Here is a 24,685-nt window from a genome sequence, read left to right as displayed (position 1 = left end):
GCATCCATCCGGGATTTCATGGGAAACCTGTCTTGGCGAATCACTGAAGCTGGGAAAGCATGGGAAAACCCGGGGGAAACCTCGGTTTTTTGCGTTTCACCGAAGCAGTGCCTAATGATTCGGCCAGTTTTAGCGCAAAAATTACGCGACTTTGATCGTCCCGCGTAATTTTCTGGGAAATCATGGGCAGCCATGCACAAATTTCTACACCGCTATATCTTGTGCTCACGGCGCTGTGATTGGGCCGTTACTGGCTAAATTTAGCGTGGCAGACCACTAGATGCTGTTCTGCGCACTGGTGCAAAACCACATCTTCCCCGCCTATTCCCAAAAATTTCCGTTGCTTCCCATGAAATCCCATGGCATCCCTGTTCTCACGAAGTCGGGACGGCGGGACAAAAAAAGCAGGGGCGGCTGAAGACCCCGAACAAGGCGAAAAAGACAGGCTCATACAGGCACCCCGCCTTACCGACTTCGACAGATCCGGCGCGCGAGCGAGCAGACATCTCCCCCAGGTGGTAAGCGCAGCAGGACGCCCAGCGATGGGACAGTGGGCGGATCGAGCAGTGGCAGCAGCTCGATCCGCCCTTTCTATTTCCGGGGTTCAATAACCCCAAAAGGAGCCGCAAGGCCGATGGTGAGCGAGGCGTTCAGAGGCGAAGTCTACCAGAAGGTAGACAGCAAGGCGCGGGTATCCATCCCAGCAGCCTTTCGCCGTATTCTGGAAGCCCAAGACCCCGCCGCAGACGGTGGCCGCCCCCGCGTGTACATGGTTTATGGCGGCAAAAACCGTAACTTCGTCGAGTGTTATTCAAAAGCAGGCGCTGATGCGTTGGCCGCGAAAATCGAAGCGATGGAGCTTGGTTCTGATGAACGCGACCGCGCTGAGCGCGAGTTGATCTCACGATCAGTGATGGTCGAGATTGAACCCGATGGCCGCGTGGTTCTGCCGCTGAAAGTCCGCATCAAGATGGGTTTTGGCGCTGATGAGGCTGGCGAGGCCGCGTTTGCGGGCTTTACCAACCGTTTCAAGCTGTATCGCCGCGAAGTATACGACGCCGAAAACGAAGACGATGAAGATGGCGTCGATCCCTTGGCCTTGGTTGGCCGGGCCGCGCGGGCGGGTTGATATGGACCCGATCCGCGACCAGAACATCGGCCGCTCTCCGCATATCCCCGTATTATTGCGGCCATTACTGGCGGCTGTCGCCCCGGTGCGCGGGTTGTGGTTGGACGGCACCTTTGGCGCAGGCGGCTATACGCGCGGGCTGCTGGAAGCGGGTGCGGATTGCGTGATCGGCGTTGATCGCGACCCATTGGCGTTGCAGATGGCGGCGTCTTGGGCCGCGGAATATGGCGACAAGCTGCGACTGGTGGCTGGTAATTTCTCGGACATGGATCAACACGCGGGCGCTTTGCTGGATGGGGTAGTGCTCGATCTTGGCGTGTCGTCGATGCAGATCGACCAAGCTGAACGCGGGTTTTCGTTCCAGAAAGACGGCCCGCTTGATATGCGGATGAGCCAATCGGGCGAGTCTGCCGCCGATATCGTCAACACCGCGTCAGAGCAGCGGCTTGCCGATATCCTGTATCATTTCGGCGAAGAACGCGCCTCGCGCCGCATCGCCCATGCGATTGTTGAACAGCGCGCCGATCCTATCCTGACGACGTTGCGTTTGGCCGAGATCGTCGCCAAATGTCTGCCGCGTCCGAAACCCGGGCAGAGCCATCCCGCCACCCGCAGCTTTCAAGCCCTGCGCATCGCGGTGAATGAGGAGTTTACCCAACTGGTACAGGGGCTTCTGGCGGCTGAACGCGCCTTGAAACCCGGCGGGCTGTTGGCGGTTGTGACGTTTCACTCGCTGGAGGACCGCGTGGTGAAACGCTTCTTCCAACAGGCGGCGGGCGAGGAGCCGAACTCCAATCGCTACGCACCTGTGAAAGAAAACACCACGGCGCGGTTCGATCTGGTGACCCGCAAGGCGATTGGCCCGGATGACCAAGAGCTTGACGAAAACCCGCGCGCGCGTTCGGCGAAGCTGCGTGTGGCGCGGCGCACCGAAGCGCCTGCCAAAGATATCGAGGCCAGCGCCCTGAACGCGCCTGACCTGCCGAAACCTAAAAAAGGACACCGCTAAGCCATGCGCCCTGTGCTTTACGTTCTGTCGTTCCTTGCCGTGATGGCTTTGGGGTTTTGGGCTTACCGTGAGAACTATGCCACGCAGGCGAGTTTGCGCGAAGTCACCGATATTCAGAACGAAATCGCGGGCTTGCGCGAAAGCCTTTCGATTGAGCGTGCGGAATGGGCTTACCTCAACCGCCCCGACCGTTTGCGCGATCTGGCGACGCTGAACTTTGATCGTTTGGGCCTGCTGCCGATGCAGCCTTCGCAATTCGGCGTTGTGGCGCAAATCGCGATGCCGCCCGCACCTTTGATCACCAACATCCCGATAAACGGCACTGAATTGGTCGCAGGCACGCTGGACGGCGCAGCCATCGCTGATCCAGAAGGAGCGCAAACGCCATGACGACCCGTACCCCGCTCCGCCCGCTGGCCCGTATCCTGCACGCCCGTCAAAAGGGCGAAAACCCTGATAGTATAGAGCGCGAAAACCTCCGGCTGCGCCATGAAGTCATGCGCGACAAGTCGCGTGGCTCGGCGCAGGTGCGGCTGGTTATTCTGGCGATGTCGTTCTTTGGCGCTTTTACCCTGATCGGCGCTCGGATGGGCACGATTGCGGCCTCGGAACCGGTCGAGCCGCGCACCGCTTCGGCGGGCGCCGAGATTGATGCCGGTCGCGCCGATATCGTTGATCGCAATGGCCGCATCCTTGCCACCAATATGCTGACACATGCTCTGTATGTGCAAACCCGCGACTTGATTGATCCCGCCCGGGTGGCGAAACAACTCGCAGCGATTTTCCCCGATCTGGATGAGAAGACCCTGCTGCGCCGCTTTACCGATGGCCGCAGCTTCCTTTGGGTGCGCAAAGTTCTCAGCCCGGAGCAGATGCAACTGGTGCATGAAATCGGCGACCCCGGCTTGTTGTTTGGCCCACGTGAGATGCGACTTTACCCGAATGGCACCTTGGCTGCGCATGTTTTGGGTGGCTCGTCCTTTGGCGCGGAAGGCGTGCACAGCGCCGAGGTGATCGGTACGGCGGGGCTTGAGAAATTCGCCGACGCCCGTCTGCGTGATCCGGCACAGGCTGGCACGCCTTTGGTCACTTCGCTGGATATTACCGTGCAGGCGGCGGTTGAGGACGTGCTTTCGGCGGGTATCACCATGATGAACGCCAAGGGCGGCGCTGCTGTGCTGATGGATGTCAACACCGGCGAAATCGTCGCTTTGGCTGCGGGCCCAACCTTTGATCCAAACGACCGCCCCGCCAACCCGACCTCGGGCGAGCCTTCCGATAGCCCGCTGTTCAACCGCGCGGTGCAAGGGGTTTACGAGCTTGGATCGACCTTCAAAATCTTCGCCGCGTCGCAAGCTATCGAGCTGGGTCTGGTGACGCCAGAAACCCTCGTCGATGCCAATGCGCCGATGTATTACGGCAAGTTCAAGATCAATGAGTTTGAAGGCCACAACTACGGCCCGATGCTGTCGGTAAGCGATATTATTGCCAAATCGTCCAATGTCGGCACCGCTCATATTGCGATGATGATTGGTGGCGAGCGTCAGCAGGTTTTTCTGAAATCGCTCGGCCTGTTTGATGCCTCACCCGTCGAATTGGTCGAAGCCAAGGGCGCCAAGCCATTGCGTCCTGCGCGTTGGCCGGAAATCGTCACGATCACGGCGGCTTATGGTCACGGTATTTCGGGCAGCCCGTTGAACCTCGCCACCGCTTACGCAAGCATTGCCAATGGTGGCATCAAGGTGACGCCAACGTTGCTGAAGCGCACAGCGCCCATGCAGGGTGAGCGGATTTTGTCGGAACGGGTGGCCGATCTGGCGGTCGGTATGATGCGCCGCGTGGTCACCGAAGGCACCGCGAGCCTTGGCGACGTTCCGGGTTACGCAGTTGCAGGCAAGACCGGCACCGCCGAGAAGACCAAGCGCGGCGGCGGCTATTACCATGACAAAGTGGTCAACACCTTTGCGAGCGTGTTCCCGGCCAACGATCCGAAATACGTGTTGGTGGTGACGTTGGACGAGCCTTCGGAAAATACCGGGCCAAAGCCGCGCCGCACCGCTGGTTGGACTGCCGTTCCAGTTGCGGCCGAGATTATCCGCCGCGCAGCGCCGCTGCTTGGGATGCGGCCACAGGTTGAAGCCGCCAGCTTGGATGGTCTAATAGCCGTCAAGAATTAAGCTTGGGGCATGAGATGGCAGAGCGGGCAAAGACGATAGCAGATCTGGGCCTCACCGCCCGCGAAGGCCGCAATCCGGTTCTGACTGGCATCACGCTCGACAGCCGCGCTGTGCAGCCGGGGTTTCTGTTTGCCGCAATGCCGGGGGCCGTGGTGCATGGTGCAAACTTTATCGCGGGCGCATTGGAGAAGGGTGCCGCCGCGATCCTGACTGATGCCACCGGGGCAAAGATTGCAGCCGATGTTTTGGCCGCGTCTGATGCCGCGTTGATCGTGGCAGAGGAACCGCGTGAGGCTTTAGCCCGCGCCGCTGCTTTGTGGTTTGGCGCGCAGCCTGCAACCATGGTGGCGGTGACGGGGACCAACGGCAAAACCTCGGTCGCGACGTTTGCGCGGCAGATTTGGATGGCGTTGGGCTATGCTGCGATCAACATCGGCACCACTGGCGTTGAGGGCGCATGGTCGGCACCCTCGGCCCATACCACGCCCGATCCGATAACCCTGCACCGGATGCTCTCACAAGCTGCGGCAGAAGGCGTCACTCATGCCGCGATGGAAGCCTCTAGCCACGGGCTTGATCAGCGTCGGATGGATGGCGTGAGGCTGAAGGCTGCGGGCTTCACCAATTTCACCCAAGACCATCTCGATTATCACCACACGTTTGAGGCTTACTTCGCCGCCAAGGCTGCCTTGTTCGACCGTGTTTTGCCCGAAGACGGCGTGGCGGTGGTCAACATGAATGACCCCAAGGGGCATGAGGTGGCGCTGATCGCGGTGGCGCGCGGCCAAAGCCTGATCTCGGTCGGGCAGGGGGAGGGCTGCGATCTGCGCATCCTCGGTCAGCGTTTTGACGCATTGGGCCAAGACGTGCGCTACGACTGGAAGGGTACGCCCTACCAAATCCGCCTCAACCTGATCGGTGGATTTCAGGCCGAGAACGTCGCCTTGGCCGCAGGCTTGGTGATCGCTGCCGGAGAATCCGCCCGCGACGTCTTCGCCGTGCTGCCACAACTGACAGGCGTGCGGGGCCGGATGCAACTCGCAGGCACCCGAACAAACGGCGCTTCGGTGTTCGTGGATTACGCCCACACCCCTGACGCCTTGCAAACCGCGCTGCGCGCCTTGCGTCCGCATGTGATGGGCCGCGTGATCGTGGTGTTCGGCGCAGGCGGCGACCGTGACACCAGTAAACGCCCGCTGATGGGGGCCGCTGCCCGCGACAACGCCGATGTGCTCTATGTCACCGATGACAACCCTCGTTCGGAAGACCCGGCGCTGATCCGGGCCGCCATTATGGCCGCTTGCCCCGAGGCCAACGAAGTCGGCGACCGCGCCGAGGCGATCCTGCTTGCCGTCGATGCCCTGCAACCCGGCGACGCTTTGCTGGTGGCGGGCAAGGGTCACGAGTCCGGTCAGACCATCATGGGCAACACCTACCCGTTTGACGATGTGGAGCAGGCCAGCATCGCCGTCGCCGCATTGGATGGATTGCTATGACACAACTTTGGACCTCAGCCGACGCCGTAACCGCTACCGGCGGGCACTGCACGCGTGATTGGACCGCCACCGGAGTCTCCATCGACACCCGCACAATTCAACCGGGCGATCTGTTCGTGGCGCTGAAGGATGTGCGCGATGGCCATGATTTCGTGGCCATTGCCTTGGCCAAAGGTGCGGCCGCCGCCCTCGTCTCCCACATCCCGGAAGGCACCCCCGCCGACGCCCCGCTGCTGATCGTGCCAGACGTGTTGCATGCGCTTGAGAAACTAGGCCAAGCCGCCCGCGCCCGCACCCGCGCTAAGGTGATCGGCGTTACCGGGTCGGTCGGCAAAACCTCCACCAAGGAAATGCTGCGCCGTATCCTGTCGGGGCAGGGTCGCACCCATGCCGCTGAGGCCAGCTACAACAACCACTGGGGCGTGCCGTTAACTCTCGCCCGGATGCCGCAAGACACCGACTATGCGGTGATCGAGATCGGCATGAACCACCCCGGCGAAATCGCCCCCCTCGCGCGCCTCGCTGATCTAGACGTGGCGTTAATCACCATCGTCGCCGCCGCCCACTTGGAGGCTTTCGCCAGCCTCGAAGACATCGCCCGCGAGAAAGCCGCAATCTTTGATGGCCTGCGCCCGAATGGCGTAGCGATTTTCCCCGGCGATCAAAGCATCACCCCGATTCTGCTCGACGCCGCGCTGAAAGCCCACGCCACCCCGATAACCTTCGGTGCCAATGACACTGCCGATTACCGCCTGACCCAAGTGAAACTCTGCGATACCGCCACCATCGTGCAAGCCACCCGCCGAGGCATACCGAGCCTGTTCAAAGTCCTCACCCCCGGCCGCCATTTCGCAGCCAATGGTTTGGGAGCCTTGGCGGTGGCCGATGCCCTGCACCTGGATCCGATGATCGCAGCCTCGGACCTTGGCCGCTGGCAACCGCCGGCGGGTCGTGGCACGCGCGAACATATCACGCTTGATATCGTTGAGGAAACCAGCTTCGATCTGATCGACGACGCCTTCAACGCCAATCCGGCCTCGATGGCCGCAGCCTTGGATGTGCTGATCGCCGCCACCCCACAAGATGGCGTAGGCCGCGTCGGCAAAGGTCGCCGCATTGCGATCTTGGGCGACATGCTGGAACTCGGGCCGACTGAAATCGCCCTGCACCAAGCCATCGCCAGCCATCCTCACCTCAGCGAAATCGCCCTGATCCACTGCGTCGGGCCTCGGATGAAGTCGTTCTATGCCAAACTGCCGCGCGCCCAACGGGGCGAGTGGGTGCCCGATGCCCGCGACCTCGCCGCCCGTCCGCGCAGCCTGATTGACGCAGGGGATATCGTGCTGGTGAAGGGTTCCAAGGGCATAAAAGTCAGTCTCATCGTTGACGCCCTGCGCAAATTGGGGCAGGCAGCGCTGCAAGCGAAAGACCCCGAAGCAAAAAACGCCGCGCACCAAGACGCGACACAAGGAGAAGCGTAATGCTGTACTGGCTCACCGAGTTTTCGGACGGCGGCGACGTTTTCAACCTGTTTCGCTACATCACTTTCCGCGCTGGCTGCGCATTTGCCACGGCGTTGATCTTCGGTTTCATCTTTGGCCGCCCGCTGATTGACCTGTTGCGTCGCAGGCAGGGTAAAGGCCAACCGATCCGCGATGATGGCCCGCAAAGCCACTTCATCAAGGCCGGTACCCCGACCATGGGGGGCCTGCTGATCCTGTCGGCGTTGATGGTATCGACGCTGATGTGGGCGCGGCTGGATAACCCCTATGTCTGGATCGTGGTGCTGGTGACGCTGGCCTTTGGGTTGATCGGATTTGCCGACGATTACGCCAAAGTGACCAAGCAAAACACCAAAGGCGTCTCGGGCCGGGTGCGGATGATCGCGGGCCTGCTCATTGCGGCGCTGGCAACCTATGCGGCGTCAAGCTTTCATCCGCCGGAACTGACCAATCAGCTCGCCCTGCCACTGCTCAAAAACGTGTTGCTGAACATGGGCGTGTTCTTCATCCCGTTCGGCATGATCGTCATCGTTGGGGCTGCCAATGCAGTGAACCTGACCGATGGCCTTGACGGCCTCGCCATCATGCCAGTGATGATCGCGGGCGGCACTTTGGGGGTGATTTCCTACATCGTCGGCAACTTCAACTTTGCCGAATATCTCGGCGTGCATTTTGTCCCCGGCACCGGTGAATTACTGGTGTTCGCAGCTGCCCTGTTCGGCGGCGGCCTAGGCTTCCTGTGGTATAACGCCCCGCCAGCTGCGGTGTTCATGGGCGACACCGGATCGCTGGCCTTGGGTGGCGCTTTAGGAGCAATCGCCGTCTGCACCAAACACGAAATCGTCCTCGCTATCGTCGGTGGCCTGTTCGTGGTCGAGGCTTTGAGCGTCATTATCCAAGTGCTCTACTTCAAAAAGACAGGCAAACGCGTCTTCCTAATGGCTCCGATCCACCACCATTTTGAGAAAAAAGGTTGGGCCGAACCGCAGATTGTGATCCGCTTTTGGATCATCAGTTTGATCTTGGCGATGGTCGGATTGGCAACATTGAAGGTGCGGTAGGGCATTAACAAAATGCCCGGGGCGGCGTGCTCCGGGCATTTGATTTTACTCAACTTGCACTGAATTTGCGTCCCGCTCCAGCGGCCTCGCCCCTTCGGGACTTGGCCGCTCGAAGGGCTTTAAGCTTGGCAATAATAGATGCACCGCAGGCTGTGCGCCTTAAGAACCCGGCAGCAGGTTGAAGACGCTGCGGTCGCCGAACATCAGGCCGGAATTGCTGCCAAAGTTATAGGTTGCGCCGATTTTGGCATAGGTTTCCGAGCCATCATCGGTGTTGAGCGCACCGAGCTCTGCGAACATTTTGGAGCTTTCGCCCAGACCAAAAGATCCGCGCAACCCGTAGCGGGTCAGTGAGGTGCCGTCAAACGAGCCGTGATCGAGCGAACCGCCGATGCCCACGCCGTTGCCCATCACCATGCCGCCGCTGACGCCGAGCACTGTGCCGCTGCCACCGCCATCCTCGGCATGCGCGACATAGCCCTGCACGCCGCCCGTGCCAAAGTTCTGCGCCGCCTCGACGCCGTAGATATCGGTGCGCCCGCCGTTTACCGCGTCCAAGCCATAAAATGCGCCAAGCGCCGTGTTGTCGCCGAGTTTATAGGTTCCGTGGGTAACAAAATTGGTGGCGGTCTCATCGGCGAAGTTCAGCAGGTTGACGCCAAGATCCATCTGTATGCCGAATTGTGGGCCAAAAGCCAACTCGACCGAGCCGCTGATATTGGTTTTGGCGATCGAGAAATCATCGGTAAACGCCGATTGTGACAACTTAAGTTGCCGGCCGGTTACTTCGGCTTGCGCCGCCGAACAGCCCAAAACAAGGCTGATCGCCGCAACTACGTGCGTGGTTTGGATTTTCATGCTATGTGCCTTGTTGTTTTTGTTTTTGACTGCTGAGGCCCAGCATAGCGGCACTGCGCGCGTACCGCGAGCCTCGTCGGAGCGATCAAGCTGAGCGCAGGCGGAGTGTTGCGCAGTGGACACGTTGCTCGTTCGGATGCAGGCGAGAGGTGGGGGCAAAGCTTAACAAAGCCTTAACCCTACCGCTAACTCTTTGATAATCCACGAACTGAGCCTTTGTTCACGCGTGGCCAGCTGGTCGGGCTGTTCTTCGGCCTAACTGTTCTGAGCCAACCGCCGCTTGCGCCGCTCGGTAGGCTCGGCAGCTTTGTTGGCCATGCGCTGCTCACGACGCGCGTTGACCTTCGGCTCGGCTGGCTTTTCAGCTGCCACAGCCCGCACCGCCTTGCCATTCTTCCGGGGCGCCGGAGTGAAGGTCAGTTTGCCCTTCAGCTGCTTTTCAACCTCAGCGATGGCCGCCTTGGCCTCAACATCGGTCAGACATTTCCAAGCCTCCGCCGAAGCGATAAAGCCCGCCGCCGCAAGTTCGCCGCCCAATTTGGCGAAGTCCAGCTCTCCCACCGAAAACCGATCCGCCCGCGTGCGGTCCGACCTGATCCAGTCTTGCAAGATCACATTGACCACCAAGGGCGCACGCTGCAAAAACGCGGCGAGATGGTTGAAAATGCTGACGCTCGCATCGCTGTCACGGCGTTTGATCATCGCAACCTGCTGACCGGAATGGCCGGCCATCGCCAGCAAATGCAGTGCCGACCCATCCAGCGCCACGATCTGCTTCGCCGCCTTGTAGCGGGCAATTTGGTCGGTCAGGCTGTGCTTTTGCGGATGATAAATCTCGTAGCCATCCGCCGCGAGCAGGTTTTCCAACCGGGGTTCTTCAAGAATGCCGCCGCGAATAGCGCTGAGACCCGAGCGCGAGATATAGAGCTTGTCGCCACCCACCGGCGCCAAATCCTTGGCAAAGCGATTGCGCACGAAGCTGCGAAATTCAGCAGTGCCGCTGGCCATCTTACCGATACCAAAGCCTTGGCCGGGTACCTCTAACAGTTCCACGCGCGTCGGTTTGGTGACGATCTTGATCGGCAAGGTCAGCCCAAGCATATCAAAGAACATTTCGTGGTACTTTTGCAAAGCCACAACGTTGCCGTCTTCATCTGAATCGCGTTTCGACACGAAGATGATGCCGTCAACATCACCCTTGACCGCGTCCACCGCCCATAGTCTGCCAGTGGTTTCGGTCAGGAAATGCCCGAAGTGGTTCAGCAAAATCCCACCCCAGATCCAGCGCCCCGGCAATGTCTCCACCGTATCGGGCACGGCTTCTGGTTCGGTCATCAACGGGCGGTCCCGCCACAGCACGGCTTGATGCAGATAATGACCGTCGGCGTCAAACACGCCCATCGGTTGGATCATCTCTTGCGACACCGTGGTGGCAATCACCGCAGAGGCGACCGAAGTCAGGCTGCTCGACCAGCCGCCTGTAGGGTTGGGCGCAAGGCTTGCGTCGTTCAGGTTAACCATCGTCCTGCCCTTGCTACTTGGTCACTTTGGTTGGCTTGTGCGCCAAACCTGGATCGAGCCGGACATCGGCAAAAATCGGATAACCGGCGGCTGCAAATTCTTCTGGGTCTAAAGGCTCGTAGATGGAGTAGAACTTATCCAAGCCATATTCCAGCATGTCTTGGTTGAGCCATTCGGCCAGAATTTTGTCGTAGTTGTCTTTGAGAACGGTGTTGCTCGGATCAAGGTTGGTCACGAACACAAGGCCGGTCGGGCGACAGGTCAATACCGTCAGCTTCAGTTCGGGACGGTAGCGTTGCAGGATCGGCAGCAATTTCCAGACGTCGCCTGTCCAAGGCCCGCGTGGCAGGTTTTTGAGATCGCGCGTCAGCTGCCGAGCCCCGAACGGCAGGCAATCGTGCATGGCGATGACGCCTTTCGGATCGCTGTTCGCCTCGGTGTTGATGAAATCGCGCAGCAGATATTCAAACAGGTGCATACCGTCGAGGAATGAGTACGAAAGCTGGATACCCAGCTTTTTCAGATAGCCATCGGCAAAGAAATCATCGCTGGTTTGTTGGAACACCAGCAGTTTGGGTTTGACGCCGATGGCGTTGATTTCGACTTTGAAAAACGGATCGACGGCGATGGTCTTGCCAGTCACGGGTGCAAAGGACCGACCCGCACGGCAACCGACCTCAAGATACCAGTCAAACGCCATCGCCTGATGCAAGCCATCGACAAATTCGGTGTAGCGCAGGCCGAGATTGCGGCGAAACGGCGTTGCTTCTGGGGCTGCAATCATCGGTGTATTTTTTTGAGGTTTATCGGTTTTTGCCATGGTATCAAGGTCACTCTTTGTTACTAAGTTATTGCCGCACTTGAGGCGCAAAGTTTCGCGATAACGACGGTAGCTTGCGCCGTATTCACGCCAGTTCCGGCCTTTCGACTTTCAAAGGTTTCGCATTCTGTTTCCTTTTATGCAACAGCCGTTGGCGACATGCCTCAAAGTGTTTGAGGTACGCTGTCGCGGTGTCGTTGCAATCTGAGGGATTTAACCGCGCAGCGTTGTCGAAAGGCCAGTGTGAGGCGGACTGGCGGATTGCCTTGTCGGATCGGCTCGAAAATCGCCGAATTTGCACCTGCTCAGCCGCAGCGCAGAATAAAACCGCTTTCCGATTTCGCGCCGTCCCAGTAGGCTATCGGAAAAGTTAAGCAGTAGTGGAAATAGTATGATTGAGCACCAGAACGAACCGGGGGTTGTCTCGCGCCGTGTGCGCAAAGACGCGGGCCTGCCCGCTGTAGGGGTTCTGGGCGGCGATGCAGTTTGGTCGGTTGCGGCCTGTCTGCGCTCCGTAGGATTGAAAATCGCCGATGTGGAGCCAGCGCCGAAGCAAATCTCTGAGACATTGGCGGCACGATTTCAGTTTGGCTTCGCCTCGGCCCGCTGTGGTGCGTTGGGCGATTTGCGGCAGATCCTGCAGCTTGTGCAGGCCGCGACCGGTGTGCGTCAGCCCAAGCATTGGATCTGCGCGGCGCCGGATGGCAGTTTCATGGATGCGACGCGACCGGGCATCGACCCTTCGGGTTTTGCGAGCAAGGCCGAGCTTGTAGTTTACCGCGACACGCATTTGGCGGCGGTGCTAAAGTTGTTGCAAGGCGTGACAACTCTGGTGCTGCCACTGTCTAAGGTGATGGGGTTGGTGGATGCAGCGGACGGCTGGGTTTACCCGGCGCAGGCGGCAGGGACCAAGCTCGCACGTGGTTGCAAGCTTGAGCCGACTGTTTACGCGGCAGATACAATGGTTGATGATTTCGCGACTTTGTATGCGGCATTGATCACGGTGAACCCGGCGTTGACGATCCGTTTGGTGGTGGCTGATCCAGCGCAGGATTTGGCGGCGATGGCAGGGCAGGGCCTGTTGCGGGCGGTGGCGGCACATTGTGCGGCGCGCTTTTCGGCTGTCGTTTATGATCCGGTGCTGGATATGCTTTTGACGCGACTGTCGCTGCCAGAGCCGGATGCCCGCGTCGTGGCGCTGGTACAAAAATTGATGGCGGGCGGTGATCTGTTGGATGCGGTGGCTGTGGCCAAACCAGAAGTTGCCGCTATGGAAGATGCCGAGATGGGCATTCCCGCGCCTTCCGATGCACCGCGCGAAAAGCGTGATCGTGCGCAGCGCCGGGCAGAGCGAGCAAACGGTAAGGCAGGAAAAGCTGGCGGCGAGAAAGCTGGCGGCGAAAAAGCTGTTGGCGAGAATACTGGCGCTAAGAAGTCTGGCGGCGGCTCACGCGTGATGTGCGAAGACGAACTGCTAGAGGCGTTCTCGTGATGCGGGTCTGTGTGATCGGCAATTCGCATATCGCAGCGCTCAAGCTCGGTTGGGATGCCTCGGTGGCCGCAGACCCTGCGGCATGGGCCGATGTAAAGCCGACGTTCTTCGGAGCCCCCAGTGACGGTATGCGCCACGTAAAGCTAGAGGATGGCTTTATTATCCCCAAGCGCAAGGATATTGCCGAGCATTTCCAACGCATGTCGGCCGGACAGGATAAGATCAGGCTTGCGGATTATGACGGTTTTTTCCTTGTCGGCTTGAATGTCAGCGTTAAACGCATCCTGCGGTTTTACAAAACCCACGCTTGGGTTGGGCTTAGCGCAGATGCCGAAAAGACCTTGGTGCATCCGCAGTTTGTGCAAGAATTTCTGACCGAGCGTTATGGCTCGACCCGGTTGGTGGAACTGGCGACGATGATCCGCTCGGTTGTAAGCACGCCGATTGTTGCAATGGCCGAGCCGCATTGGGCGTCGTGGATCAGGCAAGGCCAAGCGGGCACCGCGGATTATGGTTGGGATGAGGCGATCGTCGCGGGTGATGCGGTGCAGATCGGTGCTGCCTTTTTGCAATCGGTAACGGCGGCGCTTGCGCCTTATGCCACGCTGGTGCCGCAACCGCCCGAAACGGTGCAGGACGGTATTATGACTGCGGCAGCCTATAACAAAGACGCGTCTCGGCTTATCAGCGGCGAGGGAGGCGGCACCGATGCCGCCCATATGAACGCGGCTTTTGGGCAAGCGATCTGGCCGCTGGTGCGCCAGGCTTTACAAGTTCAGCTGTAGTTAAGGGGTTTATGATGGAACGGGTTTCACCATATCAGGGCTTGGGCGCGCGGGCCTACTGGCGCACCGGGCTGGCAGAGGCGGATTATCCGCCGGCAGATATTTTCCGCGCGAAATGGGCGCTATCGAAGGATGACAAGATCGTCACCGCAGGCTCGTGTTTTGCGCAGCATGTTGGCCGTGCCATGCGCGAGAACGGCTTTAACGTGCAGGACGCCGAACCAGCACCTGCCGCCATCCCGGCGGATCAGCTGACCACATACGGCTACGGCATGTATTCGGCGCGCTACGGCAATATCTACACCACGCGCCAATTGCGACAGTTGCTGGATGAGGCTTGGGACGGCGCGCCCAGCTTTGATGCGGTCTGGGAGAAAGGCGGGCGGTTTTACGACGCTCTGCGCCCCAACATCGAACCGCAGGGCTTTGATAGCATGGAGGCCGTGCAGGCGGCGCGGGTCGAGCATCTGGCAAGAGTGCGCGAAGTGTTCAGCAACGCCGATGTGTTTATCTTCACGCTGGGGCTGACCGAGGCGTGGTATCACAAGCCGTCGGGGCAGGTTTATCCCACGGCTCCGGGCACGATTGCTGGGGTGTTTGATGAGAAAATCCATGGCTTTGTGAACTTCCGCTTGGCCGAAGTGCGCGCCGATCTGGTGGCGGCTTTGGCGCGGTTGAAGGCGTTGAACCCTAAGCTGCGGGTGCTGTTGACGGTGTCTCCGGTGCCATTGACGGCGACTGCTTCGGACGCGCATGTACTGACCGCCACTACCTATTCCAAATCGGTTTTGCGGGCCTGCACTGGCGAGCTTTACGCCGATTTTCCCGAGGTCGATTATTTCCCGTCTTATGAACTTGTTACCTCGACTAAGGCTGGTGCGTCGTTCTTTGAAGAAAACCTGCGCTCGGTAACTGATGCCGGGGTGGCAAAGGTAATGGCCGTGATCATCCGCGCGCATTTGGGGGATGTGGCAGCGCCGACATCGGAAACCGCGTCGGAACCGGTGGCGGGTCGGAAGGCCGACCGCGAAGATCGCCGCGCCAACCGCGAGGATCGTAAAGAGCGGCGGCGCGCTGGCAAAGGGGCGTAGGTTGCGCGGCATCTTCAAAGGACGCGAAAATGGCTGAGGTTCAGGTGTTACGCCGCAGCCTTGGCGTGCGCGATTGTGACCTAGCTGGCGTGCCTCGGCTGCTCGACTGCGTGGAAACTGCGGACGAGCGACGGCGCTATTTCTTCGGCGCAGGCTCGCAAGCTGCGGCGTTTTTGGCGCAGGCCACGGTTGGTTGCGCTGTGATTGAGGCTATTGCCGAGGTCGCAGGTGCGGTAATGATAACCGCACATGGCGTTGGGCCACTGGCTTTGGCTGACGCTGAGGTCGGTATAGGCGATGGCGCTGCGGCTGAAGGCTCTGCCACGAGCGGATTTGCAGGTGGCACGTTCGACGCTACACCCTCACGCGCTGAGCCGGATCTGTTTTCGGGTCGCAACTGTTTGCTGTCCAGCCGGATTGACGAAACTGCGGCGCAGGTGGCTGAAGGGCTGGTCTATCACGCGCGGAAGTTCGGCGCGAACGGCGCGGTGATCATAAACCGAGCGCAGAACACCGATCCGGGGTTTGATGATGAGCTGGCTAAGGCCCTGAACGGTCTCGATTTTACCGTGGTCCTGCTGGACAGCCCGCTGCCGCTGGGTAGGCCGAACGACATTGCGCAGAACCATCTCTATCAAGCCCCCGCCGCCCCCGGTAAAGCCCGGATGCAAAAGCCCGAGCCTGACCGTTGGCGCGCAGCCTTGGGTGAGCCACTGATTTACGAGGTCGCAAAGTGGCGATTTCTAAGCGAAGCCCGCGCGGTGCTGGCGTTAGATGTATCGGACATAGTGGCGCGGGATGCGGTCAATCCGTTTGATCTGTGCACCACCACCGAGGGCGGCTGTATCGCGCTAAGCGGAATGCTGACCTATCCGTGGCGGGTGAAGGGTAACAAGGGTGCGGGCTTTGGTGACCATATCTGTCGCCAATTCGACGCCATCCGTGGGGTCACGCGCTGGGGGGTTGCCCCGCGCAAGGCCGGGTTGCCGCGTGCTTGGCGGATGATCCGCATTGCGGACGCGCATATGGCGACGTTACCCATGGTGCCGTTCTACCGTGCGATGGCAATTCGGGTGTCGGGAGAGTCTACCGCCAAACTGGTGCCGAAAACCTCGCTGATCGAAGATGCGCGGTTGCTTGCAATCGCTACCGAGGCATTCCAGCACAATCCGGTGCGGGTGCCCGTGACCGAATTGAAATCCGTGGCGGAAAAGTCGCCGCAAAATCTGCGCACAATGATTGTGACGACGATGAAGAACGAAGGCCCGTTCCTGCTGGAATGGATCGCTTATCACCGTGCGATTGGTGTCAGCGATTTTCTCGTTTACACCAATGACTGCACCGACGGGACCGACACATTTCTGCAACTTCTGCAAGCGAAGGGTATCTGCGAACACCGCGCCAATCCGTGGAAAGCAGGCGATGTAACCAACCCGCAGTATTCGGCGCTGCAAGCCTCGGAATCCGAGCCGATCATGCAAAATGCCGATTGGTCGATTTGTATGGATTGTGATGAGTTCATCAATATCAAACTTGGCGACGGCACCTTGCAGACCTTGTATGCGGCGATGGGCGAGGCCAACATGATCAGCATGACGTGGCGGCTGTTTGGCGACAGTGGCGTGGTTGATTATGAGGACAAACCGATTATCGCTCAATTTGACCGCTGCGCGCCGGAAATTATCCGCAAGCCGCATCAGGCTTGGGGCTTTAAGACGCTGTTTCGCAACAATGATATATTCCGCAAGTTCGGCGTGCATCGTCCGAAGGGTTTGCAGCCGGAGCATTGGGATCAGATCAAATGGTTGAATGGTTCGGGGCGTCCGATGCCGCAATCTGTTTTGCGTAACGGCTGGCGCTCTACCTTGGCGACCTATGGCTATGACTGGGTGCAGCTTAATCATTACGCTGTGCGCTCGGTGGAAAGTTTTCTGGTCAAGCGTGATCGGGGTCGGGTCAACCATGTCGACCGCGATCAGGGCAGCAATTACTGGTTCCGGATGAGCCATAATCAGGATCGCGATACGTCTATCCAGAACCGTTTGCCAATGTTTCAGGCCGAGATGGATCGCCTTCTGGCTGACCCCGACATTCGCGCAGCCCATCAGCACAGCGTCGGCAAGCACCGAGAAAAAATTGGCGGACTGCTGACGCAAGATGCGCAAAAGGCGTTCTACGCCGAATTGACCAGTGAGCGGATGCGCAGGCTTTGCCAGATGCAGAATGTGTTCGGCTCGGCGGTGTTCGCGCTTGGGCCGGATGTGATCCCTGATGCGGTGGCGTTGGACCGAAATCTGCCGGCGGATTTCTTTTTTACTGTAGAGCACGAAGGTGAGGCCAGTCATTGACCGGCGCGTTTCACTGACCCTGACGACGAGGAGCGACGCTGTGACGATTGATCTGATGGATGCAAATGGGGTGCCCAGCGTCGAAGGCGGCTGGTCAACGCAGATCAGAACAGTGCCGAACGGAGTGATCAACCATGTCAAACAAGGGTTTCGAGTGCACGGCTCGGGTGTGCTGGATGTTGATGGTGGGTATGTGCCGGAATCTGTGCTTTGGCGCAGCCGGCCGTTGATGGTGGCACCGCCCGTGCCGGAAAACCCTGCTTATCAGCCCGGTCGCTGGCTTTGGGGCGGCAAACTGCTGGACCATTTTGGACATTTCCTGATCGAAAGTACCGGGCGGTTGTGGGCACTTGATCACCTGAAAGGCCATATGGACGGCATCGTTTTCGTTCCCGAAGGCGATTTGAGTGGCGAGTCAGAGCCGCCCGAGCTGAAAGCGTTCCAGCGGGTGTTCTTTGATCTTCTGGGCATTACGCTGCCGATAAAAGTGCTGACCCGTCCGACCCGCTTTGAAAGGCTGGAAGTGCCGGGTCAGGGCTTTGGTACCGGACTGATGGCCGCCGGCACGGCGCAATTTCGAGATTTCATTCAAAACCGTTTTGGTGCCACAGTTGCCGCAAGCGGGTCTGAATTGCTTTATATCTCCCGTTCGCAACTCGGTCGCGATTTGGGTGGGATTGTGGGCGAAGCGCGGCTGGAACGGTATCTTTCGGAATGCGGCTATGAGATCTATCACCCGCAGAACCATTCTTTGACCGAACAAATAGCGCGCTATAAAGCGGCGCGGCAGGTGGTGAGCGTGGATGGTTCGGCGCTGCATTTGTTTGCGATGGTTGGCACGCCGCACCAGCGGATAGCCATGATAAGGCGCCGCTTGGGCACAACGCCCGAGGGTATTGTGCGACACCTACGTGCGTTCACGCAGACAGATCCGTTGGTTCTGGATGCCATTACCCAGAACTGGGTTCGATCCGATCGAAAGCATGCCGATAATTTTTCCTATGGCGAATTGGACTTTGCCGCTCTGGGCAAAGAGCTAAGCCGCAACGGATTCGTGCCTGCCGGGCTTAAGTGGCGACCGCTTTCGACGGCGCGGGCGGCTATGGCGATCCAGCGCATTGCGGCATGGTTTGCGCCAGAGGCTATTTCGTTCAACGCGGTGCCTGTCGCCGCCAAACAGCCGGAAAAACGCAGCGAACGCAACCTTGCCCGCAAAGGCGCACGTCCCTGAAGCCTCTGCTTCCGCCTATGTCAGGCCACCCGGTGGCTTTCCGCCATCCTAGGTTCAAACTGGCTGATGGGGGCTCTAACTAACGGATTTTTCTTCTCATTTTGCTGGTAATTGGCTCTGTCGTCCCCATCTAGGAAACAATCGCGCTAGTGCAAATCGAAATGGAGTCAAAACGTCGATGTCAAATCCAAGCACCCTTGCTGCTGTCCGGTTTGGCTGCGGCTTGCCGTTTCCGCCAAATGCCCCCGAAACGCCGGAATCTATCCTTACGGTTTTGGCGGGCCCCGACCTGATGGCGCAGGCTTGGCCGATCGCAGGCCATGCGCGTTATGTTGAAATCATCGGTGAAATGCGCGACTTGCGTTTGAGCGGTCTGGATAGAAAGTCCCCTGAAATGATCGCAGCCCGTGAGGTTTTCATCGAACAAACCCAAGCGGCGGCGCGGGATGCGGCAGTCGCCACTTTTGCGCGGGCGATTGACGCGCCCGATGGCTTTCGCGAGCGGTTGGTGAATTTCTGGGGAGATCATTTCTCGGTATTGGCGACACGCAAGTTGGAGACAATGTTTCCGTTTGCGATGATCGAAGACGCTGTGCGGCCGCATCTGAACGGGCTTTTCAGCGATATGCTGGTCGCTGTTTCGCTGCATCCGGCGATGTTGGTGTATTTGGATCAGTCAAGTTCCATCGGCCCCAATTCGCGCTTGGGTAAAAAGCAAAGCAAGGGGCTGAACGAAAATCTCGCTCGTGAAGTTATAGAATTGCATAGCCTCGGCGTCGGCGCTGCATATAGCCAGACCGACGTCACCGAACTCGCGCGACTGTTGGCCGGAATTACCATTGGGCCGACAGGCGAGATGATCTTTGATGAGCGTAAAGCCGAGCCGGGGCCAAAAACGCTATTGGGCAAAACCTATACTGCGGGCGGGTTGGATGATGTGCGTGCTGCCCTGCGGGATCTCGCGTTGCACCCGGGCACTGCCAAGCATGTTGCGCGCAAATTGGCGGTGCATTTCGTCTCAGATACGCCGGATGAGGCTTTGGTTGCGGCAGTCGGCGACGCATATCACAGCTCTGGTGGCGATCTGATGGCGACCTATGCGGCGATGCTTTACCATCCGGCGGCATGGGTAAACGCGACGACAAAGGTTCGTCAGCCCTTTGATTTCATTGTGGCTTGTTGTCGTGCGATTGGGATGACTGGGGCTGATATTCAGGCGCTGAACTACAAAATCTTTAAAGTTGTAATCTTAGATACGATGGCGGTGATGGGCCAGCCTTTCAAACGCCCGGCTGGGCCGAATGGCTTTCCTGAAGAAGCTGAGGAATGGATCACCCCGCAGGGTCTGGCGCGTCGGATCACCTGGGCGATGCGTGCGCCGACGCGATTGGTCAACCCGCTGCCAGACCCCGTGACGCTCGCGCAAAGCTGTTTGGCCGATCGGGCCAGCGAGGGTCTGCTATGGGCCGCAGCCCGCGCTGAAGATATCAGTCAAGGCGTTGGGCTGGTGCTCGCGTCAGCAGAATTTAACCGGAGATAGCGCATGGACAGACGGCATTTTCTGCGTGGTTTGGGCGTCTTGGGTTGCTCGGTGGCGGCGCACCCATTGCTTACAACGGTGACCATGGCCGGAGCGGATGGCGCGCGCAGCTTGGGTGATCAGCGGCTGATCGTGATCATTCTGCGCGGCGGTATGGATGGACTGGATATTGTGCAGCCGCAGGGCGACCCCGATTTCGCGACCCTGCGCCCCACGTTGCTGGCCTCGCAAGCGCATGATCTGGATGGATATTTCCGTTTGCATCCGGCGATGGGCGATCTGATGCCGCTGTGGCAAGCGGGCCAGCTTGGCTTTGTCCACGCCACCTCATCGCCTTACCGCGACAAGCGCAGCCATTTTGAAGGCCAAGACATGCTGGAGGCTGGCACTGGCATGGACGTGCCGTTGTTGCAGGTCAAAGACGGTTGGCTGAACCGGTTTTTGCAAAGCCAGCAAGGCTTGACATCAGAAACCGCCTATTCGATCGGTCAGGTAGCGATGCCACTGCTGGAAGGTGCCGCCGAGGTGCGCAACTGGTCGCCCGAAACGACGCTCTTGCTATCGCCGCAGGCGCGGTTGTTGTTCGAAAAAGTTTACCATGACGACCCGCTGTTTCAGGCGGCCGCAATGGAGGCGATGGAACTTGCCGACGCTGGCGACATCGGCATGATGGCGCAGACACCGCTAAAGGTGGCGGGCGTGCAACTGGCCGATATCGAGATGCTGGTTGATTACGCCGCAGGAAAGCTGCGGCAAGATGCGCGGATCGCGGCATTTTCGATGAGCGGTTGGGACACCCATCGCAACCAAGCCGATGGCTTACCGCGGTCTTTGACCCGCTTGCAGTACGCGATATTACGGTTGCAATCGGGCCTTGGGGCAGAGGTTTGGGGCAAAACCATGGTGTTGGCGATGACCGAATTTGGCCGCACTGCGCGTGAAAACGGCACCGCTGGGACCGATCACGGTACTGGCGGGGTGATGGTTATGGCCGGTGGCGCGTTGCGCGGTGGCAAGGTTTACGGGCCTTGGCCGGGCCTGTCCGAGGCCAATCTTTACGACAGGCGCGACGTGATGCCGACCTCTGACGTGCGCGCTTGGGCTGCGCATGCCATGCAGGCACTTTATGGGATCGACCGCGCCACGCTGCAAGGCTCGGTGTTTCCCGGTTTGCAAATGGGCACAGATCCAAAATTCGTTCTGTAGGGTCAGGGGCAGGGCAAAGGCAGGGCGAGCAAGTTGCCGCCCCGCCGTTGCTGTTATTCCGAGACGATGCTCTGCAAGTAGCGACCGTATTCGTTTTTCCTGAACAAATCGGCACGGGCTTGCAACGACGCTTTGTCGATCCATCCGGCGCGGTAGGCGATTTCATCCGGGCAGCCGACTTGCAGACCTTGCCGCGCCTCTAGAGTGCGGACGAAATTGCCCGCGTCGAGCAAGCTCGCGTGGGTGCCGGTATCGAGCCAAGCAAAGCCACGGCCCATTTTCTCGACCGTCAGGCTGCCCTCGGCGCGGTAGATTTCCAGAAGGTCGGCGATTTCCAACTCTCCACGCGGTGACATCTTCACTTGCGCTGCAAGTTCGGGCGCGCGGCCGTCCAGATAGTAAAGCCCGGTTACCGCATAGTTGGACGGGGGCACTTCCGGCTTTTCGATGATCGCTTCGACATTGCCCGCCGCATCAAATTGCACGACGCCGTAGCGTTCGGGGTCGGCGACGCGATAGCCAAACACTGTGCCGCCTGTTGTCTTAGCCGCAGCCGAGGCCAAAATCTCGGGCAGGCCGTGACCGAAGAAGATGTTGTCGCCCAATACCAGAACGCTCGGCGCTCCGGCCAGAAAGTCTTTCGCGAGCAGATAAGCTTGTGCCAAGCCATCGGGCGAGGGCTGCACGATGAAGGTCAGCGAAAGCCCCCACTGGCTGCCATCGCCCAAAAGCCGGACAAACTGGCTTTGATCGTCGGGCGTGGTGATGATCGCGATTTCGCGGATACCGCCGAGCATGAGCACGGACAGAGGATAGTAAATCATCGGTTTGTCATAGATCGGCAGCAGTTGTTTGCTGACGCCCATAGTAATCGGCCACAGCCTTGTGCCCGAACCGCCCGCCAGAATAATACCCTTACGCGTCATACCGTTAACTCCTGCAAAATCTTGTTCAAACCTGCGCGCCATTCCGGGCGGGCAATGCCAAAAGTCGCCAAACCGCTGCAATCGAGCCGTGAGTTTAATGGCCGTTTCGCGGGGGTGGGGTAGGCGCTGGATGGTATGTCATTGATCGCGCAGTTGAGGCCCGCTTGCGCCATGATCGCGCGGGCAAAATCCGCCCACGAGCAATCGGGTGCGCCTGCGAAATGCTGCACGCCACCGGGTTGACCTGCCAGCAATGCCGAGGCCATCGCGTAAAGCGCATCGGCAATATCCGCCGCCGGGGTCGGCCCACCGATCTGGTCGGCGACGACGTTCAGACTGTCGCGTGTCGCACCCAACCGCAGCATGGTCTTGACGAAATTCGCGCCATGCGCCGACACCACCCACGAGGTGCGCAAGATGATATGCGCGCCACCAGCAGCCTGAACCGCCTGTTCACCCGCCAGTTTGGTGCGACCATAGGCACCGAGTGGGGCCAACGGATGATCCGTGCCAAACGCCTGATCGCCTGTGCCATCGAACACGTAATCGGTTGAGATATGCAGAAACGGCAAACCCCGCGCCGCGCAAGCTCGCGCCATAGCGCCCGGAGCGTCGCCATTCACCACCAGCGCCGCCGCTTCCTCGGCCTCGGCCTTATCGACAGCTGTCCAAGCCGCGGCGTTGATCACCACATCGGCGTCAGTCGCAGCTATAGCCGCCGCACAAGCCGCCGGATCGGACAGATCAGCCTGACCGCGTCCAAGAAACTCTGCCGTCACCCCAACTGGCATCCGCCGCGCCAATTCCTGCGCAACTTGGCCGGTCTGGCCGAATACCAGCGCCTTCACGCCTTCACCCCCAGCCGCACACCGACACCGGCGCGGGCCTGCAACGGCTTCCACCACGCCTCATTGTCGAGATACCACTGCACGGTTTTCTCCAGACCTTCTTCGACCGTCACCGATGGCCGCCAGCCTAACTCATCGCGGATGCGCGACGGATCAATCGCATAGCGCGCATCATGGCCGGGGCGGTCGGTGACATAGGTGATCTGCTCGGCATAAGGCGCAGATTTCGGGCGCTTTTTGTCCAAAATCGCGCAGATCGTCTTCACCAGATCAATATTGCGCCGTTCATTTTCGCCGCCGATATTATAGCTGCGCCCCAGCGCGCCCTTTTCGACGACCAACAGCAGCGCATCGGCGTGATCTTCGACATAAAGCCAATCGCGGACGTTCTCGCCGCCGCCGTAAACCGGGATCGGTTTTCCCGCCAAAGCGTTCAAAATCACCACCGGCACCAGCTTTTCCGGGAAGTGGAACGGCCCGTAATTGTTGGAGCAATTCGTCAGCACCACGGGCAGGCCATAGGTTTCATGCCATGCCCGCACCAGATGGTCACTCGCCGCCTTGCTGGCCGAATAGGGACTGCGCGGGTCATATGATGTGTCTTCGGTGAACTGGCCTTCGGCGCCCAACGAGCCAAAGACCTCATCCGTGCTGATGTGGTGGAAACGGAAACCCGCAGGTTTGCCAGCGCTCAGCCAAAAGGCTCGCGCGGCTTCCAGCATGTTATAGGTGCCGTTGATATTGGTCAGGATGAAATCCCCCGGCCCGTCAATCGAACGGTCTACATGCGACTCCGCCGCTAAGTGCATCACCACATCTGGGCGATGCAGCTCGAAAATCTCATCCAACCGCGCGCGATTCCGGATGTCGGCTTGCTCGAACGAATAGAGGTTCGAGCTGGAAACATCAGCCACGTTTTCGAGACACGCCGCGTAGGTCAGCGCGTCAAGGTTCACCACCTCATGCCCGCGCGCAACTGCCAGCCGCACCACTGCCGAGCCGATAAAGCCCGCGCCGCCCGTCACCAGAATCTTCATGCGGACACCCATTCAAACGGCGATACCACCTCACCTAGCAGCGGAGCTATGGCATCTTTGCCCGACAACACTGCAGGACCGGATAGCCCCCAATCAATGCCGATTTCCGGATCATCCCAACGCACGCCGCCGTCACATTCCGGCGCATAAACGTCGGTGCACTTGTACTGAACTTCGGTATTGGCCGCGCGGGTCACAAAGCCATGCAGAAAGCCCTTTGGCACCAGCAGTTGCTTGCCGTTCTGCGCCGACAACTCGACGCCAAACCAGCGGCCAAATGTCGGCGACCCGCGCCGAAAATCCACCGCCACATCGAAGATCACCCCGGCCGTGCAGCGCACCAGTTTATCTTGCGCGCGTGGTGGTGCCTGATAATGCAAGCCGCGCACAGTACCGACGCCCGCCGACATAGAGTGATTGTCTTGCACAAACTCTAAATCCAGCCCGGCGCTTGCCATGGCGCTGGCATTCCAAGTCTCGGAAAACCAACCACGGTCATCGCCGAAGCGTTTTGGGGTCAGAACTAACACACCAGCAAGCACAGTTTCTTCTATCTGCATACACTCAATCTCGACATTGGGGCTTTGAAAATCTCAGCGAACATTTAA

The 24,685-nt window shown here is 59.4% G+C and carries 21 protein-coding genes; 14 read left to right on the top strand and 7 right to left on the bottom strand.

All coding sequences use genetic code 11. The features are described from left to right. The first annotated feature begins 634 nt into the window (after nucleotides 1-634). Genes JWS10_RS10595 through mraY form a run of 7 tightly spaced genes read left to right on the top strand, consistent with a single transcriptional unit; the run spans nucleotide 635 to nucleotide 8,374 of the window. On the top strand, nucleotides 635-1,129 hold the full coding sequence (locus tag JWS10_RS10595) for a division/cell wall cluster transcriptional repressor MraZ (RefSeq protein ID WP_299474600.1): 495 nt from the start codon (nucleotides 635-637) through the stop codon (nucleotides 1,127-1,129). Between the two features lies 1 nt (nucleotide 1,130). After that, nucleotides 1,131-2,138, top strand: a complete 1,008-nt coding sequence (rsmH, locus tag JWS10_RS10590; protein WP_299474615.1) for a 16S rRNA (cytosine(1402)-N(4))-methyltransferase RsmH — start codon at nucleotides 1,131-1,133, stop codon at nucleotides 2,136-2,138. 3 nt (nucleotides 2,139-2,141) lie between these two features. Continuing rightward, nucleotides 2,142-2,528 carry a cell division protein FtsL gene (locus JWS10_RS10585; RefSeq protein WP_299507145.1) on the top strand — a complete coding sequence of 129 codons (387 nt, stop codon included), beginning with the start codon at nucleotides 2,142-2,144 and terminating at the stop codon, nucleotides 2,526-2,528. After that, on the top strand, nucleotides 2,525-4,315 hold the full coding sequence (locus JWS10_RS10580) for a penicillin-binding protein 2 (protein ID WP_299507142.1): 1,791 nt from the start codon (nucleotides 2,525-2,527) through the stop codon (nucleotides 4,313-4,315). The genes JWS10_RS10585 and JWS10_RS10580 overlap by 4 nt, the downstream gene beginning before the upstream one ends. Before the next feature lie 14 nt (nucleotides 4,316-4,329). After that, nucleotides 4,330-5,811 (top strand): UDP-N-acetylmuramoyl-L-alanyl-D-glutamate--2,6-diaminopimelate ligase, encoded by a 1,482-nt coding sequence (locus JWS10_RS10575; RefSeq protein WP_299507139.1) that lies wholly within the window; start codon nucleotides 4,330-4,332, stop codon nucleotides 5,809-5,811. Beyond that, nucleotides 5,808-7,292: a UDP-N-acetylmuramoyl-tripeptide--D-alanyl-D-alanine ligase gene (gene murF, locus JWS10_RS10570; RefSeq protein ID WP_299507136.1), complete on the top strand. Its 1,485-nt coding sequence runs from the start codon at nucleotides 5,808-5,810 to the stop codon at nucleotides 7,290-7,292. Before JWS10_RS10575 ends, murF begins: the two co-directional genes overlap by 4 nt. Further along, nucleotides 7,292-8,374 carry a phospho-N-acetylmuramoyl-pentapeptide-transferase gene (gene mraY / locus JWS10_RS10565; protein ID WP_299474585.1) on the top strand — a complete coding sequence of 361 codons (1,083 nt, stop codon included), beginning with the start codon at nucleotides 7,292-7,294 and terminating at the stop codon, nucleotides 8,372-8,374. Before murF ends, mraY begins: the two co-directional genes overlap by 1 nt. Before the next feature lie 159 nt (nucleotides 8,375-8,533). Here mraY and JWS10_RS10560 read toward each other — a convergent pair whose 3' ends face one another. The 3 genes from JWS10_RS10560 to JWS10_RS10550 all read right to left on the bottom strand — a co-directional run bounded on the left by JWS10_RS10560 (nucleotide 8,534) and on the right by JWS10_RS10550 (nucleotide 11,537). Next, nucleotides 8,534-9,232, bottom strand: coding sequence for a hypothetical protein (locus JWS10_RS10560; protein WP_299507133.1), 699 nt, complete (start codon nucleotides 9,230-9,232; stop codon nucleotides 8,534-8,536). Between the two features lie 255 nt (nucleotides 9,233-9,487). Further along, the gene (locus tag JWS10_RS10555) at nucleotides 9,488-10,753 is read right to left on the bottom strand and encodes a glycosyltransferase 61 family protein (RefSeq protein WP_299507130.1); all 1,266 of its coding nucleotides are present in this window, start codon (nucleotides 10,751-10,753) and stop codon (nucleotides 9,488-9,490) included. A gap of 13 nt (nucleotides 10,754-10,766) precedes the next feature. Further along, nucleotides 10,767-11,537 (bottom strand): hypothetical protein, encoded by a 771-nt coding sequence (locus JWS10_RS10550; protein ID WP_299474576.1) that lies wholly within the window; start codon nucleotides 11,535-11,537, stop codon nucleotides 10,767-10,769. Nucleotides 11,538-11,964: 427 nt separating this feature from the next. Between JWS10_RS10550 and JWS10_RS10545 the strand changes: the two genes are divergently transcribed. From JWS10_RS10545 to JWS10_RS10515, 7 genes are all read left to right on the top strand, one after another. Then, nucleotides 11,965-13,065, top strand: coding sequence for a hypothetical protein (locus JWS10_RS10545; RefSeq protein WP_299507127.1), 1,101 nt, complete (start codon nucleotides 11,965-11,967; stop codon nucleotides 13,063-13,065). After that, entirely contained in the window at nucleotides 13,065-13,850 is a 786-nt protein-coding gene (locus JWS10_RS10540; RefSeq protein ID WP_299507124.1) for a hypothetical protein, read from the top strand. The genes JWS10_RS10545 and JWS10_RS10540 overlap by 1 nt, the downstream gene beginning before the upstream one ends. 14 nt (nucleotides 13,851-13,864) lie before the next feature. Beyond that, nucleotides 13,865-14,941: a GSCFA domain-containing protein gene (locus JWS10_RS10535; RefSeq protein ID WP_299507121.1), complete on the top strand. Its 1,077-nt coding sequence runs from the start codon at nucleotides 13,865-13,867 to the stop codon at nucleotides 14,939-14,941. Between the two features lie 29 nt (nucleotides 14,942-14,970). Continuing rightward, the gene (locus JWS10_RS10530) at nucleotides 14,971-17,289 is read left to right on the top strand and encodes a glycosyltransferase family 2 protein (RefSeq protein WP_299507118.1); all 2,319 of its coding nucleotides are present in this window, start codon (nucleotides 14,971-14,973) and stop codon (nucleotides 17,287-17,289) included. 40 nt (nucleotides 17,290-17,329) lie between these two features. Beyond that, nucleotides 17,330-18,520, top strand: coding sequence for a glycosyltransferase family 61 protein (locus JWS10_RS10525; RefSeq protein ID WP_299507115.1), 1,191 nt, complete (start codon nucleotides 17,330-17,332; stop codon nucleotides 18,518-18,520). Between the two features lie 178 nt (nucleotides 18,521-18,698). Continuing rightward, entirely contained in the window at nucleotides 18,699-20,060 is a 1,362-nt protein-coding gene (locus JWS10_RS10520; RefSeq protein WP_299507112.1) for a DUF1800 domain-containing protein, read from the top strand. Nucleotides 20,061-20,063: 3 nt separating this feature from the next. Continuing rightward, nucleotides 20,064-21,266: a DUF1501 domain-containing protein gene (locus tag JWS10_RS10515; RefSeq protein WP_299507109.1), complete on the top strand. Its 1,203-nt coding sequence runs from the start codon at nucleotides 20,064-20,066 to the stop codon at nucleotides 21,264-21,266. A 53-nt stretch (nucleotides 21,267-21,319) separates the two neighbouring features. Here JWS10_RS10515 and rfbA read toward each other — a convergent pair whose 3' ends face one another. From rfbA to rfbC, 4 genes are read right to left on the bottom strand one after another with little or no spacing between them, the layout of a single operon-like run. Next, on the bottom strand, nucleotides 21,320-22,192 hold the full coding sequence (rfbA, locus tag JWS10_RS10510) for a glucose-1-phosphate thymidylyltransferase RfbA (RefSeq protein ID WP_299474552.1): 873 nt from the start codon (nucleotides 22,190-22,192) through the stop codon (nucleotides 21,320-21,322). Then, entirely contained in the window at nucleotides 22,189-23,040 is an 852-nt protein-coding gene (rfbD, locus tag JWS10_RS10505; protein ID WP_299507106.1) for a dTDP-4-dehydrorhamnose reductase, read from the bottom strand. Before rfbD ends, rfbA begins: the two co-directional genes overlap by 4 nt. Next, nucleotides 23,037-24,077: a dTDP-glucose 4,6-dehydratase gene (gene rfbB / locus JWS10_RS10500; protein WP_299507103.1), complete on the bottom strand. Its 1,041-nt coding sequence runs from the start codon at nucleotides 24,075-24,077 to the stop codon at nucleotides 23,037-23,039. The genes rfbD and rfbB overlap by 4 nt, the downstream gene beginning before the upstream one ends. After that, nucleotides 24,074-24,637, bottom strand: coding sequence for a dTDP-4-dehydrorhamnose 3,5-epimerase (gene rfbC / locus JWS10_RS10495; RefSeq protein ID WP_299507100.1), 564 nt, complete (start codon nucleotides 24,635-24,637; stop codon nucleotides 24,074-24,076). The genes rfbB and rfbC overlap by 4 nt, the downstream gene beginning before the upstream one ends. Nucleotides 24,638-24,685 lie beyond the last annotated feature (48 nt).

Source organism: Cypionkella sp. (assembly GCF_028290025.1).
GTDB lineage: Bacteria > Pseudomonadota > Alphaproteobacteria > Rhodobacterales > Rhodobacteraceae > Cypionkella.
This window is presented reverse-complemented; position numbering and strand designations above follow the sequence as displayed.

Excerpts from the sequence above, each read along its gene's own strand:
- rfbC (WP_299507100.1), bottom strand. The coding sequence starts at position 24,637 with ATGCAGATAGAAGAAACTGTGCTTGCTGGTGTGTTAGTTCTGACCCCA.
- JWS10_RS10555 (WP_299507130.1), bottom strand. The coding sequence starts at position 10,753 with ATGGTTAACCTGAACGACGCAAGCCTTGCGCCCAACCCTACAGGCGGC.
- murF (WP_299507136.1), top strand. The coding sequence starts at position 5,808 with ATGACACAACTTTGGACCTCAGCCGACGCCGTAACCGCTACCGGCGGG.
- JWS10_RS10515 (WP_299507109.1), top strand. The coding sequence starts at position 20,064 with ATGGACAGACGGCATTTTCTGCGTGGTTTGGGCGTCTTGGGTTGCTCG.
- JWS10_RS10580 (WP_299507142.1), top strand. The coding sequence starts at position 2,525 with ATGACGACCCGTACCCCGCTCCGCCCGCTGGCCCGTATCCTGCACGCC.
- mraY (WP_299474585.1), top strand. The coding sequence starts at position 7,292 with ATGCTGTACTGGCTCACCGAGTTTTCGGACGGCGGCGACGTTTTCAAC.
- JWS10_RS10560 (WP_299507133.1), bottom strand. The coding sequence starts at position 9,232 with ATGAAAATCCAAACCACGCACGTAGTTGCGGCGATCAGCCTTGTTTTG.
- rfbB (WP_299507103.1), bottom strand. The coding sequence starts at position 24,077 with ATGAAGATTCTGGTGACGGGCGGCGCGGGCTTTATCGGCTCGGCAGTG.
- rfbA (WP_299474552.1), bottom strand. The coding sequence starts at position 22,192 with ATGACGCGTAAGGGTATTATTCTGGCGGGCGGTTCGGGCACAAGGCTG.
- JWS10_RS10540 (WP_299507124.1), top strand. The coding sequence starts at position 13,065 with ATGCGGGTCTGTGTGATCGGCAATTCGCATATCGCAGCGCTCAAGCTC.
- JWS10_RS10575 (WP_299507139.1), top strand. The coding sequence starts at position 4,330 with ATGGCAGAGCGGGCAAAGACGATAGCAGATCTGGGCCTCACCGCCCGC.
- JWS10_RS10535 (WP_299507121.1), top strand. The coding sequence starts at position 13,865 with ATGGAACGGGTTTCACCATATCAGGGCTTGGGCGCGCGGGCCTACTGG.
- JWS10_RS10530 (WP_299507118.1), top strand. The coding sequence starts at position 14,971 with ATGGCTGAGGTTCAGGTGTTACGCCGCAGCCTTGGCGTGCGCGATTGT.
- JWS10_RS10520 (WP_299507112.1), top strand. The coding sequence starts at position 18,699 with ATGTCAAATCCAAGCACCCTTGCTGCTGTCCGGTTTGGCTGCGGCTTG.
- rsmH (WP_299474615.1), top strand. The coding sequence starts at position 1,131 with ATGGACCCGATCCGCGACCAGAACATCGGCCGCTCTCCGCATATCCCC.
- JWS10_RS10550 (WP_299474576.1), bottom strand. The coding sequence starts at position 11,537 with ATGATTGCAGCCCCAGAAGCAACGCCGTTTCGCCGCAATCTCGGCCTG.
- JWS10_RS10585 (WP_299507145.1), top strand. The coding sequence starts at position 2,142 with ATGCGCCCTGTGCTTTACGTTCTGTCGTTCCTTGCCGTGATGGCTTTG.
- JWS10_RS10595 (WP_299474600.1), top strand. The coding sequence starts at position 635 with ATGGTGAGCGAGGCGTTCAGAGGCGAAGTCTACCAGAAGGTAGACAGC.
- JWS10_RS10545 (WP_299507127.1), top strand. The coding sequence starts at position 11,965 with ATGATTGAGCACCAGAACGAACCGGGGGTTGTCTCGCGCCGTGTGCGC.